The 14,520-nt window shown below is 61.4% G+C and carries 18 protein-coding genes and 4 tRNA genes; 9 read left to right on the forward strand and 13 right to left on the reverse strand.

What is annotated here, in order from left to right; translation table 11 throughout:
- Positions 1-83: 83 nt before the first annotated feature.
- From P9875_RS09270 to P9875_RS09280, 3 genes are all read right to left on the reverse strand, one after another.
- Positions 84-962: an NAD(P)H-hydrate dehydratase gene (locus tag P9875_RS09270; protein WP_278318193.1), complete on the reverse strand. Its 879-nt coding sequence runs from the start codon at positions 960-962 to the stop codon at positions 84-86.
- Between the two features lie 18 nt (positions 963-980).
- Positions 981-1,745 (reverse strand): histidine phosphatase family protein, encoded by a 765-nt coding sequence (locus P9875_RS09275; RefSeq protein ID WP_278318194.1) that lies wholly within the window; start codon positions 1,743-1,745, stop codon positions 981-983.
- Between the two features lie 80 nt (positions 1,746-1,825).
- Positions 1,826-3,226: an L-cystine transporter gene (locus P9875_RS09280; protein WP_077401256.1), complete on the reverse strand. Its 1,401-nt coding sequence runs from the start codon at positions 3,224-3,226 to the stop codon at positions 1,826-1,828.
- 262 nt (positions 3,227-3,488) lie between these two features.
- On the opposite strand from P9875_RS09280, the gene P9875_RS09285 reads away from it, so the two are divergent.
- Both P9875_RS09285 and P9875_RS09290 read left to right on the forward strand, forming a co-directional pair.
- Positions 3,489-3,866 (forward strand): nuclear transport factor 2 family protein, encoded by a 378-nt coding sequence (locus P9875_RS09285; RefSeq protein ID WP_278318195.1) that lies wholly within the window; start codon positions 3,489-3,491, stop codon positions 3,864-3,866.
- A 9-nt stretch (positions 3,867-3,875) separates the two neighbouring features.
- Positions 3,876-4,265 (forward strand): hypothetical protein, encoded by a 390-nt coding sequence (locus tag P9875_RS09290; protein ID WP_139090857.1) that lies wholly within the window; start codon positions 3,876-3,878, stop codon positions 4,263-4,265.
- 3 nt (positions 4,266-4,268) lie between these two features.
- Here P9875_RS09290 and P9875_RS09295 read toward each other — a convergent pair whose 3' ends face one another.
- Together P9875_RS09295 and P9875_RS09300 are read right to left on the reverse strand one after the other, a co-directional pair.
- The gene (locus P9875_RS09295) at positions 4,269-4,874 is read right to left on the reverse strand and encodes an IMPACT family protein (protein ID WP_278318196.1); all 606 of its coding nucleotides are present in this window, start codon (positions 4,872-4,874) and stop codon (positions 4,269-4,271) included.
- A 57-nt stretch (positions 4,875-4,931) separates the two neighbouring features.
- Positions 4,932-5,198, reverse strand: a complete 267-nt coding sequence (locus P9875_RS09300) for a hypothetical protein (protein WP_035826065.1) — start codon at positions 5,196-5,198, stop codon at positions 4,932-4,934.
- Positions 5,199-5,291: 93 nt separating this feature from the next.
- Between P9875_RS09300 and P9875_RS09305 the strand changes: the two genes are divergently transcribed.
- The gene (locus P9875_RS09305; RefSeq protein ID WP_423221847.1) at positions 5,292-6,062 is read left to right on the forward strand and encodes an AraC family transcriptional regulator; all 771 of its coding nucleotides are present in this window, start codon (positions 5,292-5,294) and stop codon (positions 6,060-6,062) included.
- A gap of 181 nt (positions 6,063-6,243) precedes the next feature.
- On the opposite strand, the gene P9875_RS09310 is transcribed toward P9875_RS09305, so the two are convergent.
- The 3 genes from P9875_RS09310 to P9875_RS09320 all read right to left on the reverse strand — a co-directional run bounded on the left by P9875_RS09310 (position 6,244) and on the right by P9875_RS09320 (position 7,511).
- Positions 6,244-7,071, reverse strand: a complete 828-nt coding sequence (locus P9875_RS09310; protein WP_423221826.1) for a GIY-YIG nuclease family protein — start codon at positions 7,069-7,071, stop codon at positions 6,244-6,246.
- 217 nt (positions 7,072-7,288) lie between these two features.
- Positions 7,289-7,364 (reverse strand) — tRNA-Lys (locus tag P9875_RS09315).
- A 71-nt stretch (positions 7,365-7,435) separates the two neighbouring features.
- Positions 7,436-7,511: transfer RNA gene (locus tag P9875_RS09320), tRNA-Lys, on the reverse strand.
- Positions 7,512-7,630: 119 nt separating this feature from the next.
- On the opposite strand from P9875_RS09320, the gene P9875_RS09325 reads away from it, so the two are divergent.
- Both P9875_RS09325 and P9875_RS09330 read left to right on the forward strand, forming a co-directional pair.
- On the forward strand, positions 7,631-8,089 hold the full coding sequence (locus P9875_RS09325) for a MarR family winged helix-turn-helix transcriptional regulator (protein WP_278318198.1): 459 nt from the start codon (positions 7,631-7,633) through the stop codon (positions 8,087-8,089).
- Positions 8,086-9,585 (forward strand): MDR family MFS transporter, encoded by a 1,500-nt coding sequence (locus P9875_RS09330; protein WP_278318199.1) that lies wholly within the window; start codon positions 8,086-8,088, stop codon positions 9,583-9,585. The genes P9875_RS09325 and P9875_RS09330 overlap by 4 nt, the downstream gene beginning before the upstream one ends.
- Here P9875_RS09330 and P9875_RS09335 read toward each other — a convergent pair.
- Entirely contained in the window at positions 9,579-10,667 is a 1,089-nt protein-coding gene (locus P9875_RS09335; RefSeq protein WP_278318200.1) for an NADH:flavin oxidoreductase/NADH oxidase, read from the reverse strand. The two genes, P9875_RS09330 and P9875_RS09335, sit on opposite strands and share 7 nt — an antisense overlap.
- A gap of 109 nt (positions 10,668-10,776) precedes the next feature.
- Here P9875_RS09335 and P9875_RS09340 point away from each other — a divergent pair, with 109 nt between their 5' ends.
- From P9875_RS09340 to P9875_RS09355, 4 genes are all read left to right on the forward strand, one after another.
- On the forward strand, positions 10,777-11,118 hold the full coding sequence (locus P9875_RS09340; protein ID WP_176389310.1) for an ArsR/SmtB family transcription factor: 342 nt from the start codon (positions 10,777-10,779) through the stop codon (positions 11,116-11,118).
- Between the two features lie 122 nt (positions 11,119-11,240).
- Complete coding sequence (locus tag P9875_RS09345) at positions 11,241-12,371, forward strand: acyltransferase family protein (protein WP_278318201.1); 1,131 nt, start codon at positions 11,241-11,243, stop codon at positions 12,369-12,371.
- A gap of 83 nt (positions 12,372-12,454) precedes the next feature.
- Positions 12,455-12,727: a BrnT family toxin gene (locus tag P9875_RS09350; RefSeq protein ID WP_278318202.1), complete on the forward strand. Its 273-nt coding sequence runs from the start codon at positions 12,455-12,457 to the stop codon at positions 12,725-12,727.
- Positions 12,687-12,986 carry a BrnA antitoxin family protein gene (locus tag P9875_RS09355; RefSeq protein ID WP_278318203.1) on the forward strand — a complete coding sequence of 100 codons (300 nt, stop codon included), beginning with the start codon at positions 12,687-12,689 and terminating at the stop codon, positions 12,984-12,986. Before P9875_RS09350 ends, P9875_RS09355 begins: the two co-directional genes overlap by 41 nt.
- 37 nt (positions 12,987-13,023) lie before the next feature.
- Here P9875_RS09355 and P9875_RS09360 read toward each other — a convergent pair whose 3' ends face one another.
- The 4 genes from P9875_RS09360 to ybgF all read right to left on the reverse strand — a co-directional run bounded on the left by P9875_RS09360 (position 13,024) and on the right by ybgF (position 14,478).
- Complete coding sequence (locus P9875_RS09360) at positions 13,024-13,269, reverse strand: stability determinant (RefSeq protein WP_278318204.1); 246 nt, start codon at positions 13,267-13,269, stop codon at positions 13,024-13,026.
- A 143-nt stretch (positions 13,270-13,412) separates the two neighbouring features.
- Positions 13,413-13,488 (reverse strand) — tRNA-Lys (locus P9875_RS09365).
- Between the two features lie 88 nt (positions 13,489-13,576).
- Positions 13,577-13,652, reverse strand: a tRNA-Lys gene (locus P9875_RS09370).
- 67 nt (positions 13,653-13,719) lie between these two features.
- A complete protein-coding gene (ybgF, locus tag P9875_RS09375) occupies positions 13,720-14,478 on the reverse strand; it encodes a tol-pal system protein YbgF (RefSeq protein WP_278318205.1) in 759 nt (252 codons plus the stop codon).
- Positions 14,479-14,520: the final 42 nt, after the last annotated feature.

Consider the following 14,520-nt stretch of genomic DNA (forward strand, 5'->3'; position numbering starts at 1 on the left):
CGTGTGGAAACAGTTGCAATGAGCTTAAGGGAGGCACGCGCCGGCGCTAACGATTCTTTCTGGATATGCTTATGCTGTTGTTTTTATGCCGCCAGATTGCGCAGCAGGGCGGGAATCTCGGCCGGAATTTCGCGTGCCAGATAGCCGAGGATGCCGAAGCGCAGGGCCAGCTGTTCGCCCGCCAGCGCATGCAGGGCGATGCCCCAGGCGCAAGCTTGTTCCAACGGCGCGCCGCGCGCGGCCAGGCCCGTGATGATGCCGGCCAGGGTGTCGCCGGAACCGGAAATGGCCAGGCCGATGTTGCCGCCCGCATGTGTCCAGCTGGTGCCATCGGGCATGGCGAGGACGGTCAGCGCGCCTTTCAGGGCGACGACGGCGTTCCAGCGCCGCGCCGCGTCCATGGCGCAGGCATGCGGGTCGGCCAGCACGGCGTCTTTCGACAGGCCCATCAACTGGGCCAGTTCACCCGCATGCGGCGTCAGCAGCACGGGCTGCTCGAAGCGGAAGTGCGGGGGCTTGCGCACGACCTGCATGGCGCAGGCGTCAAGGATCAGGCGGCTGCTGGCAAACAGAGGCAGCAGATGGCGCATCAGTTCGCAGCTGGCGGCCGTGTCGCACATGCCTGGCCCGACGAGCACGGCGTCCACCTTGCCGGCCAGCGGCGCCAGCTGATGTTGCGCTTCATGGCGGAAGCCGCCCAGCGCCGTTTCGTCCAGGCCGATGACCCGCGCTTCGGGCATGGCGACGGCCACTTGCGCCGCCACCGATGCGCCCGTCGCCAGGGTCAGCTTGCCCGCGCCCGCGCGCAGGGCGGCCGTGGCTGCCAGCAGGATGGCGCCCGGCATTTCCGTCGAGCCGGCGACGATCAGCAAATGGCCGCGCACTTCCTTGTCGCCATCGGGCTGAGGCATGGGCAGGGGCCAGGAACGCAGCAGGGAAGCGGTGATGTCGGTGGTGTCCATGCATAGCCTCCGAAAAAACTAGGATTTGGGCGCGGCCGGCATGTCGGGCTGGGCCGTGACGGGTGTGCCCGATTCGACCAAAGGCGCGACGAAGTTGCACAGGTCCAACTGCAGCTTGCCGTGCTTGCCCAGGGCGGGTTTGAAGGCGTACGAGGTGACGCCGCAGTTGGGCACGTCGGCCGCCTTGTCGATGGCCAGGATGGCTTGCTCGTCGCAGCGTTCCAGCAGATAGCGGAAGCAATTGACGATGACCTGGTGGCCCACGATCAGCACCCGTTCGCCCCGGTATTCGCGGGTGATGGTGTCGAGCACGCTGCGCAGGCGCAGGATGACGTCGCACCAGCTTTCGCCGCCTGGTGGACGGAAATAAAACTTGCCCACGTGCTGGCGCTGCTCGTGCAATTCCGGGTATTTGCTGGCGATGCCGTGCACGGTCAGCCGGTCGAGGATGCCGAATTCCTTTTCGCGCAGGCGCTCGTCGGCCACCACGGAGTTCAAGCTGTCCGCATTGATGCGCGCCAGCACGGCTTGCGCCGTCTGCTGCGCCCGCACGTACGGCGAATACAGCACGACGGTCGGGTGTTGTTCAGGGGGGAAGGTGGCGAACCAGTCGCCGAGGGCTTGCGCCTGGAGCGTGCCCAGTTCGGAGAGGGGGACATCGACATCGCGCTCGGCGATAGCGATCAACAACTGCTTTTCCGCTTCGGCGGCATCGCGCGCCACGTTGCCGGCACTTTGGCCGTGACGCACGATCCAGATTTGCTGCGGCCATTTCTGTTCCATTGCCTTGCGCCTTCCTCTGCATTTATTGTTGATAAATATAGAGGAAAGCGGCAAGGCGCGGCGCGCCGCTGGATACGTTCTTAGGCGGCGTGTTCCGCTTCGTCCAGGTCCGGCGCATCGTCGCTGTTGTAGACGGCCAGGTCGGTCTGTCCCATGACCCGGCTGGTGACGGTACCGGCCGTGATCGAGCCGCTCACGTTCAGGGCCGTGCGGCCCATGTCGATCAGCGGTTCGACGGAAATCAGCAAGCCGGCCAGCGCGACGGGCAAGTCCATCGCCGACAGCACGATCAGGGCGGCAAACGTGGCGCCGCCGCCTACGCCGGCCACGCCGACGGAACCGATGGTGATGATGGCCAGCAAGGGCAGCAGGAAGCTGATCGTGAACGGGTCGACGCCGACGGTCGGGGCGATCATGACGGCCAGCATGGCCGGATAGATGCCGGCGCAGCCGTTCTGGCCGATGGTCGAGCCGAACGAGGCGGCGAAGTTGGCGATGCCTTCCGGCGTGCCCAGGCGCTGGGTTTGCGTCTGCACGCTCATCGGGATCGAACCGGCGCTCGTGCGCGACGTGAACGCGAAGGCCAGCACGGGGAAGACTTTTTTCACGAAGCGCAGCGGGTTCAGGCCCACGCCGGCGATGATGGCCAGATGCACGAGGAACATCAATATCAGCGCGCTGTACGAAGCGACGACGAAGTTGATCAATTTTAAAATGTCCGTGTAGCTGGACGAAGCGACCACTTCAAACATCAGCGCGAACACGCCGTACGGGGTCAGGCGCAGCACCAGGGTGACCATGCGCATGACGATGGCGTGCGCCACTTTCATGAAGTTCTCGAACGAGGCGAAGATTTCCGGCTTTTTCGCGGCGATGCCGGTGGCCGAGATGCCGATGAAGATGGAGAACACCACCACGGCGATGGTCGACGTCTTGCGCGCGCCCGTCATGTCGAGGAAGGGGTTGGTCGGCACGAAGCTGACCAGCAGTTTCGGCAGGGACAGGGCTTTCGCCGTTTCCAGCGAGCCTTGCAGCTGCACGCCGCGCGCCACTTCGGCGGCGCTCGAGGTCAGGCCGACAGCCGTCAGGCCGAACAGCTTGGCCATCAGGATGCCCAGCGCGGCGGCGACGGTCGTGGTGATGAGCAGGGTGCCGATGGTCAGCGCGCTGATCTTGCCCAGCGAACTTGCGTCCTTGAGTTTCAGGATGGCGGAGATGATGGAAACCATGATCAGCGGCATGATGATCATCTGCAGCAGTTTGACGTAGCCGCTGCCGACGATGTCGATGTATTCATTGGTGCCCGCAATGATGGGCGAGCCGGCGCCATACAGCCACTGCACGGCCGCGCCGAGCAGCACGCCCAGGCCCAGGCCCGTGAAGACGCGCACGGTAAACGTCGCGTGTTTGCGTTGCTGGTGGAACATGAAGGCGAAGACGAGCAACGCAACGAGCAGGTTCAGGATGATGTTAATTGCCATGAAGGGGCCTTATCTTGGTTTTATTCGAGACTGCACGGAGCACATAAACTGTACTACAACTGACAGCTGCCCCAGCCCGGGGCGGAAGGGCAAGCACTGTACAGTACTATGGTGGCGTTTTGCGCAATACCGCTGCGAATATTACGCTATATAAATATGCTTCACAGGTATAAGCCTTGTGGCTGATTGTGAATTTAGCTATTTCGTGCAAGCATGCTTTTCCCGTTTGCTAATATGCGCCAGACTATTTGATAGGAAGAAGATGAATGCATTAACTGAAGTACAAGTGCTCGATGCGGAAGAGCGCTTGCGCCTGGCCATGATGGCCTCCGACGTGGCCGCGTTGAATGTCTTGCTGGCCGACGACTTGTTGTTTACCAATCACCTGGGCCACTTGCTGAGCAAGCATGCGGACCTGGCCGCGCACGAGCAGCGCCTGCTGGCCATCACGGATCTGCGCGCGTCCGAGCGCCATGTGCGCATCAGCGGCAACGTGGCCGTCGTCTCCGTGCGCATGCAGCTGACGGGCAGCTATCACGACGTTGAAACGCATGGCGACTTCCGTTTTACGCGCGTCTGGGCGCAGGATGGGGCGGGCGCGCTGCAAGTGGTCGCCGCCCATTCCGGCGTCGTGGCTTGAGGGGTATCAGTGGATCATCGTTCCAAAGGGCAGCTGTTTGAAGCTGTCATCGCCGCCGGCCCGGCCACCCTGGCCATCACGGCCGGCTATCCTGTGCTGTTGTACAACCTGGTGCGCACCTGGGCCGACGCCCCCGGCGCCAATGCGCTGGCCGCGCTGCTGCTGACGGGCGGCGTGTGGGCCTTGCTGGAATTCTGGCGTATCGCGCTGGCGACCGTGGCACGCAAGGCGTATGCGTTCAACTGGCGTTTCTGGCTGGCCATCGCCGGTTTCCTCGGCTGCTTCGTGCGTTTCGTGCCGGACATGCCGGCCGGACTGATGCTGTTGTTGATGGTGCTGCCGGCGCTGGCGTGGACGCATTTCATCTTGCTGCAGCTCAAACGCCCGCCCAATTTGTAAGTTTTATTCTGCCTCTTCGGCTTCCACTTTCAGCCAGGCTATCCGCCCATTGCCCGCTTCATGCAGATGGGCGAGCAGGGCGGTGGCCGCTGCTTCCGCCAGGCTGAAGTCGAACAGCACATGCTCGCCGTGCTCCACGTTCAGCAAGGTGGCGCCGGCGCCATCGAGTTCGCGGCGCAGCATGCCTTCCATCGCATACGGCACTGTGCAGCGCAGGGTTCGCTGGCGCACGATGGCCGTCTTTTCCGCCTGCAGCAGTGCCTGCGCCACGCTATCCGTGTAGGCGCGCACCAGGCCGCCCGCACCCAGCTTGATCCCGCCAAAGTAACGCACGACGGTCGCCAGCACGCCTTCCAGGTCCTGGTGGCGCAGCACGTCGAGCATGGGCCGCCCGGCGGTGCCGCTCGGTTCGCCATCATCGACGGCCGCCGACTGCCCGCCCGCCAGCAGCGCCCAGCACACATGGCAGGCTCCCGGATGCTGCGCCTTCAAGTCATTGACCACCTGCTGCGCGCTGGCGCGGTCCGTCATTGGCTGCACGCAACCGATGAAACGGCTTTTCTTGATGATCAGTTCGCTGTGGACGGGAGTGGCAATGGTAAACGGCATGGCGGGTGCGAAGGCGGGCAAAGCAGCATGATAGAGGAAATGCGCGCCGGGGACGAGTCAGTCCGCTCGCGCTGTGGGGGCGGCCACCAGTTCGCGCAGCGCCGCATCGCGCACTTGCACGATATCGAACAGTCCCAGCGCGTGCAGAGCGGGCAAGGCGTCAACAATGTCGCGCTCGGCGACGGCCTTTTCGTCGATGCCGCTGGACTCGTCCAGCCATAGCCGGGCATTGGCCAGGAAGGCGCCCACCGTGCCCTTGCGTACGGTCACGCCATTGAACTGGCCCTGGTTTTGTTGATCCGGCAATACGTCTTCTGCGCGCATGGTGAACTCTTGAATGTTGGAAAGACTTCACTGTATGATGGCAAGATTGTCTTGCCTGCGTTGTTTATGTCATTCAATACGTCAAATCCGCCAATCTTGTCGCCATCGCTGCCGCTGCGCGCCATGCATATTTCCCAGCCGCAGCAGCGGGTGACGGCGGCGCACCGCCACGCCAGCGGCCAGCTGTTCGGCGCCATGCGGGGCTTGCTCTCCGTTGCCGCCGACAGCGGGCAATGGGTGGTGCCGGCCAGCCACTGCGTGTGGATGCCGCCCCATCACGTCCATGCGTTGCGTTCGCATGGCCCGTTTGCGGGCTGGAGCGTGTATGTGGACGAAACCAGTTGCGCCGACTTGCCCGCCGCGCCGTGCGTGATGCGCGTCTCGGGCCTGCTGCGCGAAGCGGTGGGCCGCGCCAGCGCCTGGGACGATGGTCCGCTCGACGCGCGGCAGGAGCGGGTCGCGGCCGTGATACTCGACGAAATCGCCGCCGCGCCGCACGAGCCCTTCGGCTTGCCCCTGCCCACGGACCCGCGCCTGCTGCGCGTGGCGCGCGCCATCCTCGATGACCTGGCCGACGAGCGGGGCGTGGAAACGCTGGCCGCCTGGGCCGGCGTGTCGCCGCGCACCCTGACGCGCCGTTTCACGGCCGAGACAGGCTTTACACCATCCGCCTGGCGCCAACGCGCTCGCATCCTGCGCGCCCTGGAGCTATTGGCCACCGGCCAGCCCGTCACGATGATTGCGCTGGACCTGGGCTATGACAACGTCAGCGCTTTCATTGCCATGTTCAAGCGGGTGATGGGGATGACGCCGGGGAGGTATGGGGAAGGGCATGGCAGTGAATCGAGCAATATCGGTGTTTGATACAGCGCCACTTGCTGCAGATAGAGACGGCCAAGGCTGAAATCGTGTACGAATGCCGGACTTGACCCGATCCATTTTTTATTGGTAGTGTGCGTTGAGTAAGATTCTCTGTCTCATTGCGGAATTTTTCAGGAATAGTTGTTGCACTCTGAATTTGTAAGGCGCTTTCTGTACTGGCGTGCTAGGTTCTCTTTCGCTGCGATGCGAGTATTTTTGATATCGCTGATGTGATTGGTTTTAAGGTTGGTGTGTTAGTGATCCAAGTTTCAGGGGGCACCCTTGATACCGTAATGGGTTTTGGCGATAATTCATAACCAGCCATAATTTTCATGGCAGCTTCTTTTGTGAAGTAACGGAGTGTGTGTTGTTGTAAAACAATTTTGGTTGGACTTAAGGATCTAGCGAACAGAAGATCATAGGCTTCTTCTTTTTCGCTGGTGTTTAAATAATCGATTTCATCTATTTTAAGAAAAGCTTTTGCAATATGTTCCCAGATTCGTATTTCTGGTTCAGGTTTCTTGTCGCGAGAGAAGGACTCATGCCATCCTTCCTCACATTCTGGAAAGACTTCATGCAGAATGTGGCTGACGATAGATATTCTTTCTTTTTGAGTTTTGCTTAAAATGGTGGTGCCAATAGGTAGCTGTACTATTTCTTCATGAGGGATTGAAAAAATTTCACCGTACTTTTCCTGATATTGGTCATTTATTGGAGGTTCTGGTTCTTGTGTTGTTATCAGATCAACCGAAATAATGGGTCGGTCATGCTGACGTTCAGTGTTTAAATTGGAGCAGACCTCAAAAACAATTTGTCTCGCTATCTTTGCCGGAATTCGGAAAAATTCTCGGGAATTATTTACGCGAAAAGCGGCTAGGCGGCGATGCACTATGCTTTCTGCAGCTCTGCAGTCCGCAACACTGCATGCAAATAGAACATCAAACGGTTCTGGTACTCCAGTTGCTCCTGAATACAGTTGTTTTGCTCGGGAGTTGGTTTGTTTTTTTGTCATTCCAATCTTCAAAATGTTTCTTTGGAAAGACTTGTTCTTTAGAATGTATAGTTGGCTCGAGTCCATATTTTAACGTGTTGGAATAGATAAAAAATGGAGTATATCAGCTAACGTTGCTTATTTTTTACTTTGCTTTCTGTTCTGATTTTTTCTGATAAGGCGCAATAGGTCAGAAACAAAAAAGCCAACCGCGAACGGTTGGCTTCTCTGAAGTATTTGGTAGGCCGTGCGGGATTCGAACCTGCGACCAACGGATTAAAAGTCCGCTGCTCTACCAGCTGAGCTAACGACCCAAAAACTTTTACAACTGAACTGCGGTAACACTGTGTCGTATCAGCATGCTTACATGATGACGACTGAATCTTGGTAGGCCGTGCGGGATTCGAACCTGCGACCAACGGATTAAAAGTCCGCTGCTCTACCAGCTGAGCTAACGACCCAAGGGCGGCTATTATGACGTCCAGCGGCGGTTTTGGGAAGGGCGGGGATGGAAAAAACCTTGCGCAGCGCTCGGAGGTGCACTAATATAGGTAGATAGTCTACCTACTTATATATTCCCATGCCCACTACCGAAGACCTTCCCATCCCCGAGCGCGCGCTGGCGCTGTCCGATGAATTGCGCACAGCGTTCAAACGTTTGCTGCGCTCCATGCAGCGCGAAGGGGGCGAGCTGGAGGGCGGCGTGTCGATGATGCAATACATGCTGCTGGCCCTGATTCACGAGCAGCCCGGCATCGGCGTGGCCGCGCTGGCGCGGCTGCAGAACGTGCGCGGTCCCACCGTCAGCGCCCAGGTCAAGTCGCTGGAAGAAGCGGGACTGGTCGAGCGCGGCGCGCCCGATCCGCAAGACCGGCGCCGCTCGGGGCTGCAGGTGTCCGCGCAAGGCCTGGCGATACTCGAAACCCTGCGTGCACGGCGCCGTGATGTGCTGGCGCAGCGCATTGCCCGTCTGACGCCGCAGCAGATCGATGCACTGGAAGCGGCCATGCAGCCGCTGCTTGAGATAGGCCAGGCATGAGTGGCCACGATCACGCCGCCGGCGCAGAAAAAGTCGCGGCCAAGCCCGTCACCGAACGCGAAGTGCGCGCCGTCTACCTGGGTCTGATGGCCGTGCTGGGACTCGGTGCGCTGGACCAGAGCATCGTCGCCACGGCCTTGCCGCGCATCGTCGATGACCTGGGCGGCATGGCGCACCTGTCGTGGGTGGTCACGGCGTACGTGCTGGCCTCGACGGCCACCATGCCCCTGTACGGCAAGCTGGCCGATCAGTACGGCCGCCGTCCCATGATTTTCACGGCCTTGCTGACCTTTCTGCTCGGCTCCGTGCTGTGCGGGCTGGCGCAGAACATGACGGAGCTGATCATCTTCCGCGCCATCCAGGGCCTCGGTGCGGGCGGCTTCATGCCGCTGGCGCAAATCATCATCGGCGACATCGTGCCGCCGGCCGAACGGGGCAAGCGCCAAGGCATGGTGCCCATCGTGTATGCCGTCACCAGCGTGCTGGGGCCCGTGCTGGGCGGCGTGATTACGGATGCCTGGTCGTGGCACTGGATTTTTTATGTCAACCTGCCCATTGGCGCGGCTGCCTTTGTCATCATCGCGCGCGCCATGCGCAAACCCGTGCGCACGCATGCACACCAGATCGACTATCTTGGCTCGGCATTGCTGACGGGCGCCGTCACGGCGGCCCTGCTGGTGCTGGCGCTGGGCGGCACCGAGTGGCCGTGGGATGCGCTGGCCATCAAGGTGTGCGGCGGCGTCGCCGTGCTGCTGGGCCTCTGGCTGGCCGTGCACGTGGGGCGGGTGGATGAGCCCGTGCTGCCGCCCGACCTGTTCGAGAACCGCACCTTCAATATCGCCAGCCTGGTGATGGCCGTGACCTTCATGGGCCTGATGGGCGCCAGCGTCTTCTTTCCCCTGTTCTTCCAGCTGGTGATGGGCACGAGTCCCGCGGAGTCCGGCGTGATGACGGTGCCGATGATGGTGGGGCTGGTGGCCTCGTCGATCTTCAACGGCCGCGTGCTGTCGCGCTCGGGCAAGTACAAAATGGTGCAGGTGATGGGATTGGCCGTGGCGCTGCTGGCGTTTGCCGTGCTGGCCTGGGGCATGGAAACGTCGCGTGGTTACTGGGTCATCGAGCCGGCCATCTTCCTGCTCGGCACGGGACTGGGACTGGTGATGCCGAACATGACGATTGCCGTGCAAAATGCCTTGCCGCTGGCGCGCCGCGGCGTGGGCACGGCCATGCTGGCCTTTTTCCGCTCGCTGGGCGGCTTGCTGGGCGTGACGGCGTCCGGCGCCATCCTCGCGCATCAGCTGCACAAGCACGGCGTGGAAGCCGTCTCGGCGCTGGGCTCGCAGGCTACGACGCAGACGGTGGAGGTGTACCGCCATGCGATCGCCAGCGTGTTTGGCGCCGGCGCCGTGCTGCTGCTATTGGGACTGGTCTTCTTGTTGTTCCTGCCGGAATTGCCCCTGGAGGGGCATCCGGCAACGGTCAAGGACGATCAGTAGCGCTCGAGCCAGTGCGCGTACGGCGCCGGCAGGGTCCACGAGGCGCGTTCCACGCCGAGTTCCTTGGCGGCAAAATATGCCCAGTGCGGATTGGCCAGGTGTGCCTTGCCGACCATCACCACGTCGAGCTGTTCTTCCTTGACGACGCGCTCGGCAATGGCTGGCGTGCCGAAGCCCCAGGCGGACGAGACGGGCACACTCGCTTCGCGGCGCACGCGCTCGGCAATCGGGCCCATGAAGGCCGGACCCCATGGAATCGATACGTCAGGAATGGTAAAACCTATGCTGACGCTGATCATATCCATGCCAGCATCCTTGAACTGGCGCACGAGGCCGATCGATTCGAGCAGGGTTTGCTCGTCGCGGCCGTCGAATTCCAGCACGCCAAAGCGGATCGTCAACGGCAGGTGTTCGGGCCACACTGCGCGCACGGCTTTCAAGGTTTCCAGCAGGAAGCGGCTACGGTTTTCCAGGCTGCCGCCATAGATATCGTCGCGCTGGTTCGAGTGGGCGGAAAAGAAGCTTTGCGCCAGGTAGCCGTGGGCGAAGTGCAGTTCCAGCCATTCGAAGCCCACTTCGCGGGCGCGCACGGCCGCGTCGACGAAGTTCTGTTTCACGCGGGCGATATCGTCGAGGTCCATGGCGCGCGGTACTTTCGGCAGGCCGCCGCCAAAGGCGATGGCGGACGGGGCGATGGTTTGCCAGCCGCGCGCGTCGCCTTCAGGAATGTGGTCGTCGCCTTCCCATGGGCGGTTGGCGCTGGCCTTGCGGCCCGCGTGGGCGATCTGTATGCCGGGCACGGAGCCGGCCGCCTTGATGGCTTTGACGACAGGCACGAAGGCTTGCGCCAGGTCATCGTTCCAGATGCCCGTGCAACCTGGCGTGATGCGGCCTTCCGGCGCTACGGCCGTCGCTTCGACGATCACCAGGCCAGCGCCGCCACGGGCCATGCCCGCGTAATGCGACAGATGCCAGTCGTTGGCGACGCCATCGACGGCCATGTACTGGCACATGGGCGGCACGGCAATGCGGTTGCGCAGGGTGACGTTTTTGAGGGTGTAGGGCTGGAAGAGGGCGGACATGGTGGCCTTTGTTGATGGTGGTGTATGGAAAGTATGGAAATGCTGATTCGGTAGTTCGTAAATATTCGAAGAATGGAATTAGTATAGCGCATGCTGTATGATTCTGCTCATGCGCCCACACAAACATCCTCCCGCCAGCGAATTCGTCCTTGAAAGAGTGCTGTACGCCTTGAGCGATTCCATTCGCCTCGACATCGTGCGCCACCTGGCCAGAGTGGACGCGGCCGCCTGCGGCGACCTCGACGGCGGGCGGCCGAAGTCGACCGTCTCCCACCATTTCAAGGTCTTGCGCGAAGCGGGCCTCGTCTACACGGAAAACGCGGGCACGACGCACATGAACACCCTGCGCCGCGCCGATATCGAGAGCCGTTTTCCCGGCTTGCTCGACGCCATCCTGGCGCAGCAGCCAGTGGCGCCCGAGGCGCCGGACGCGGGCGGACAGGCAGTCTAGCCGCCTGCCGTGCCCCGCCATTTGCCAGGCTCGGCTATGATGTCGGCCTTTCGGTAAATCCTCAGCCGCGCGCCTGTTGCGCGATGGGCTGGCGACACTACCTGGCACGGCAAGGATAGGGAATGACGGCAGCAGCAGTGGTATCACAGGCGGACCTGGCACATCGTCCGCAGTTTGGCTGGATCAATGGTTTGAAGGCGGGCGCGGCGCAATTGATCGTGTTGCACCACCTGGCGTTTTACGGACCCATGTCCGACTACGTGCAGCCGCTGTGGCCCGAGTTGCTGGGCTGGCTGGGCGGCAGCGCGCGCATCGCCGTGCAAGTGTTTCTCGTCATCGGCGGCTTTCTGGTCGCCAAATCGCTCTCTCCCGCCGGCCGTCCCGGCATTGCCACCCCGCTGCAAGCGATCTGGCGCCGCTATGCCAAGCTGGCGCCGCCTTTCCTGGCTGCCACCTTGCTCGCCGCCGTGATTACGCCGGTGGCCGGCATCTGGATGCAGCACGACTCCATGTCGGCCGCCGTCACCCTGGGCCAGCTGAGCGCCCATGCCTTGCTGCTGCATGGCGTGCTGGGCTATGAATCGCTGTCCGCCGGCGCCTGGTACGTGGCCATCGATTTCCAGCTCTACCTGCTGACGGTATCGCTGCTGTGGCTGGGCGGCCGCGTGGCGGGCCATCGGCGCCGGCACTGGCTGATGCCGCTGGCCGTCACCTTGGGCATCACTTTTTCTTTGCTGTATTTCAATCTCGACGCGGACTGGGACAACTGGGCGCCGTATTTCTTCGGCAGCTACGGCCTCGGCATGCTGGCCTGGTGGGCCAGCGATCCGACCCGCAAGCCCGGTGCCATGACTGTGCTCATGGCCATGGCCGCCGTGCCCGTCCTGCTGGCCCTGGCCGTCGACTACCGCAGCCGCATCGCCCTGGCCCTGATCGTCGCCTGCGCCCTGTTCCTGTTCGGCCGTGCCCGCACGCCGTCCCAGGGCGCCGCCTGGAACATCATCAATACCCTCGGCCGCATCTCGTATGCCGTGTTTCTCGTCCACTTTCCCGTCAGCCTGCTGGTGAATGCGCTGTTTATCAGCTATGTCCCGCTCGAGCCGGAGTGGCAGGCGCTGGGCATGCTGACGGCCTGGGGCGCCAGCCTGGCTGCCGGCGCCGCGTTTTACCGCTGGGTGGAGGTACCGCTGGGGCGGGTGATGGGTGGCGTGGTGGCACATCTGGCCGGGCGGCCGGCGCTGGTGTCGCGTTAAGGGTGGCGATGTAGCAGTCCCGATGGCGCCCTTGCCCGTGAAATAGGGCTGGCTGTTTCTATTATTTGTTACTACAATAAATAATGAGAATCACTTTTGATGCTGCCAAGCGTGAAAAGACGCTCAGGGAGCGTGGTCTCGACTTTGCCCGTGCGCACGAAGTGTTTGACGGGCTCACCATTACGCTGCCGGACCAGCGCCAGGACTATGGAGAACCCCGCTTCATCACTGCAGGCTGGCTCGACGAGCGTCTGATTGTATTGGTCTGGACGCCGCGTGGCCTGGCGCGCAGGATCATCAGCATGAGGAAGGCAAATGAACGCGAAAGCGCAAAATACTGGCAAAGCCTGGGTTGATCCCGATGATGCGCCTGAATTGACGGACGGTTTTTTTGAGCAAGGCGTCTGGCAAGTGGGCGACAAGCCCGTTTCCCGCCCCGAGGCGCAGCAAGAAATGGCGCGTCGTCGCGGCAGGCCTGCTGGTAGCGGCGGCAAGGTCAGCACGACCATACGCTTCGACGCTGAAATTCTCGACGCGTTCAAGGCCACCGGTGATGGATGGCAAACGCGCATGAATGATGCGCTGAAGGAGTGGCTGCGGGCGCGGCGGGTGTAGTGGCTTACTTTGGTACTCGCAAGGCTGGGATCCCGCGTTAAAAGCGGTGTTCCGTATGGCAGAGAGTATTGTTGCTCAGGGATATAGTTGCCGTGTATGCATGACAGCCGTCAGTCTGTGGCGTGACGATTTTCCTCAGTTGCGCCATGACTGTCTCGTGCGAGGCGGTGGGGCGATCATCATTGAGTGACGTCAGCACCTTTGCGCGAAACCAGTGGTCATAGGTTTCGGCGGCTTCCGTTGTCGCAACTTCGGACGTGGTCGAGGATGAGGTGGCGTTCATGGTGGTCTGATTATACGACAGTCCGACAGATACGTAGCGCGGGTGATAAGGCGTTTGATTTGTATCAGGGATGGCATCGCGTGCAATTGATGCTGCTGAAAACAAAAAAGCCAACCGCGAACGGTTGGCTTCTCTGACGTATTTGGTAGGCCGTGCGGGATTCGAACCTGCGACCAACGGATTAAAAGTCCGCTGCTCTACCAGCTGAGCTAACGACCCAAAAACTTTTTACAACAACTTCGGTAACACTGTGCCGTAAAAAATGCTTGCTATAACAACTCGCAAGCAGATCAGTACTGCGTATTCGTGGTAGGCCGTGCGGGATTCGAACCTGCGACCAACGGATTAAAAGTCCGCTGCTCTACCAGCTGAGCTAACGACCCGAAGAAGAAAGATTATAGGGGGTGCCCGGGATTCTGTCAAACCTAACGGGCAACTTTTTCCCCGCTTTTACTTTTTACCGGCCCGTTCCTTGGCCGCTTGCGCCGCGCTGGAGTCCGGGTAGCGCGAGATCAGCGCGTTCAGCGTCTTGGTCGCGTTCGGCTTGTCTTTCAGCTCCGTGTAGCAGCTGGCGATGTTGAGCATGGCGTCGGGCGCCTTCGGACTGTCCGGGTAGTGTTTCAGCACTGCCTGCTGGGCCGTGATGGCGCTCTTGCAGTCGCGCTGGGCGTAATAGGCGTTGCCCAGCCAGTATTGCGCGTTGGCAGCGTAGGCCGATTCCGGATAGCGCTTGACGAAGCCGTCCAGGGCCGTGACGGCGCCCTTGTAGTCGCCCGACTTGAACAGGCCGAACGCGGATTCGTATGAACTTTGCTCGGATACGCCCACGGCCGCTTCCTGGCCATCGATGGTGACCTGGCGCGGTTCGAGCTTGCGCAGGCGCGCATCGATATCGGTGTAGAAATCCTTCTGGCGCTTTTGCACATTCGCCAGGTCGTTGCCCAGCACTTCGATCTGGCCGCGCAGGCGGGCGATCTCTTGCATGGTCTGGTCGTGCTGGTTGATCAGGCTCAAGGTGCTGGTCTTGTCCGCCTTGGCGTCGACGCGGCTGTTCAGGTCACGCGCCATGGCGTCGACCTTGGCGCGCAGCTCGAGGATGGCCTTGCGTGCTTCGTCGTCATCGAACAGGGCGGCGTTGGCGTGCAGGGGCAGGTAGGCAAACGCGGCCATCAAGGCGGCGGCTACGCCGGCTTTCGAGAATGTCATCATGGGTCGGGCTTTCTAAGGTTACGCAAACATGCAAACGGGGCG

The sequence above is a fragment of the Janthinobacterium rivuli genome (genome assembly GCF_029690045.1).
Taxonomy (GTDB): Bacteria; Pseudomonadota; Gammaproteobacteria; order Burkholderiales; family Burkholderiaceae_D; genus Janthinobacterium; species Janthinobacterium rivuli.

Bases quoted from the DNA above. Each gene is read 5' to 3' on its own strand.
- P9875_RS09355 (WP_278318203.1), top strand. From the start codon at position 12,687: ATGAACGCGAAAGCGCAAAATACTGGCAAAGCCTGGGTTGATCCCGAT.
- P9875_RS09300 (WP_035826065.1), bottom strand. From the start codon at position 5,198: ATGCGCGCAGAAGACGTATTGCCGGATCAACAAAACCAGGGCCAGTTC.
- P9875_RS09275 (WP_278318194.1), bottom strand. From the start codon at position 1,745: ATGGAACAGAAATGGCCGCAGCAAATCTGGATCGTGCGTCACGGCCAA.
- P9875_RS09330 (WP_278318199.1), top strand. From the start codon at position 8,086: ATGAGTGGCCACGATCACGCCGCCGGCGCAGAAAAAGTCGCGGCCAAG.
- ybgF (WP_278318205.1), bottom strand. From the start codon at position 14,478: ATGATGACATTCTCGAAAGCCGGCGTAGCCGCCGCCTTGATGGCCGCG.
- P9875_RS09340 (WP_176389310.1), top strand. From the start codon at position 10,777: ATGCGCCCACACAAACATCCTCCCGCCAGCGAATTCGTCCTTGAAAGA.
- P9875_RS09335 (WP_278318200.1), bottom strand. From the start codon at position 10,667: ATGTCCGCCCTCTTCCAGCCCTACACCCTCAAAAACGTCACCCTGCGC.
- P9875_RS09350 (WP_278318202.1), top strand. From the start codon at position 12,455: ATGAGAATCACTTTTGATGCTGCCAAGCGTGAAAAGACGCTCAGGGAG.
- P9875_RS09295 (WP_278318196.1), bottom strand. From the start codon at position 4,874: ATGCCGTTTACCATTGCCACTCCCGTCCACAGCGAACTGATCATCAAG.
- P9875_RS09325 (WP_278318198.1), top strand. From the start codon at position 7,631: ATGCCCACTACCGAAGACCTTCCCATCCCCGAGCGCGCGCTGGCGCTG.
- P9875_RS09285 (WP_278318195.1), top strand. From the start codon at position 3,489: ATGAATGCATTAACTGAAGTACAAGTGCTCGATGCGGAAGAGCGCTTG.
- P9875_RS09310 (WP_423221826.1), bottom strand. From the start codon at position 7,071: ATGACAAAAAAACAAACCAACTCCCGAGCAAAACAACTGTATTCAGGA.
- P9875_RS09360 (WP_278318204.1), bottom strand. From the start codon at position 13,269: ATGAACGCCACCTCATCCTCGACCACGTCCGAAGTTGCGACAACGGAA.
- P9875_RS09345 (WP_278318201.1), top strand. From the start codon at position 11,241: ATGACGGCAGCAGCAGTGGTATCACAGGCGGACCTGGCACATCGTCCG.
- P9875_RS09280 (WP_077401256.1), bottom strand. From the start codon at position 3,226: ATGGCAATTAACATCATCCTGAACCTGCTCGTTGCGTTGCTCGTCTTC.
- P9875_RS09270 (WP_278318193.1), bottom strand. From the start codon at position 962: ATGGACACCACCGACATCACCGCTTCCCTGCTGCGTTCCTGGCCCCTG.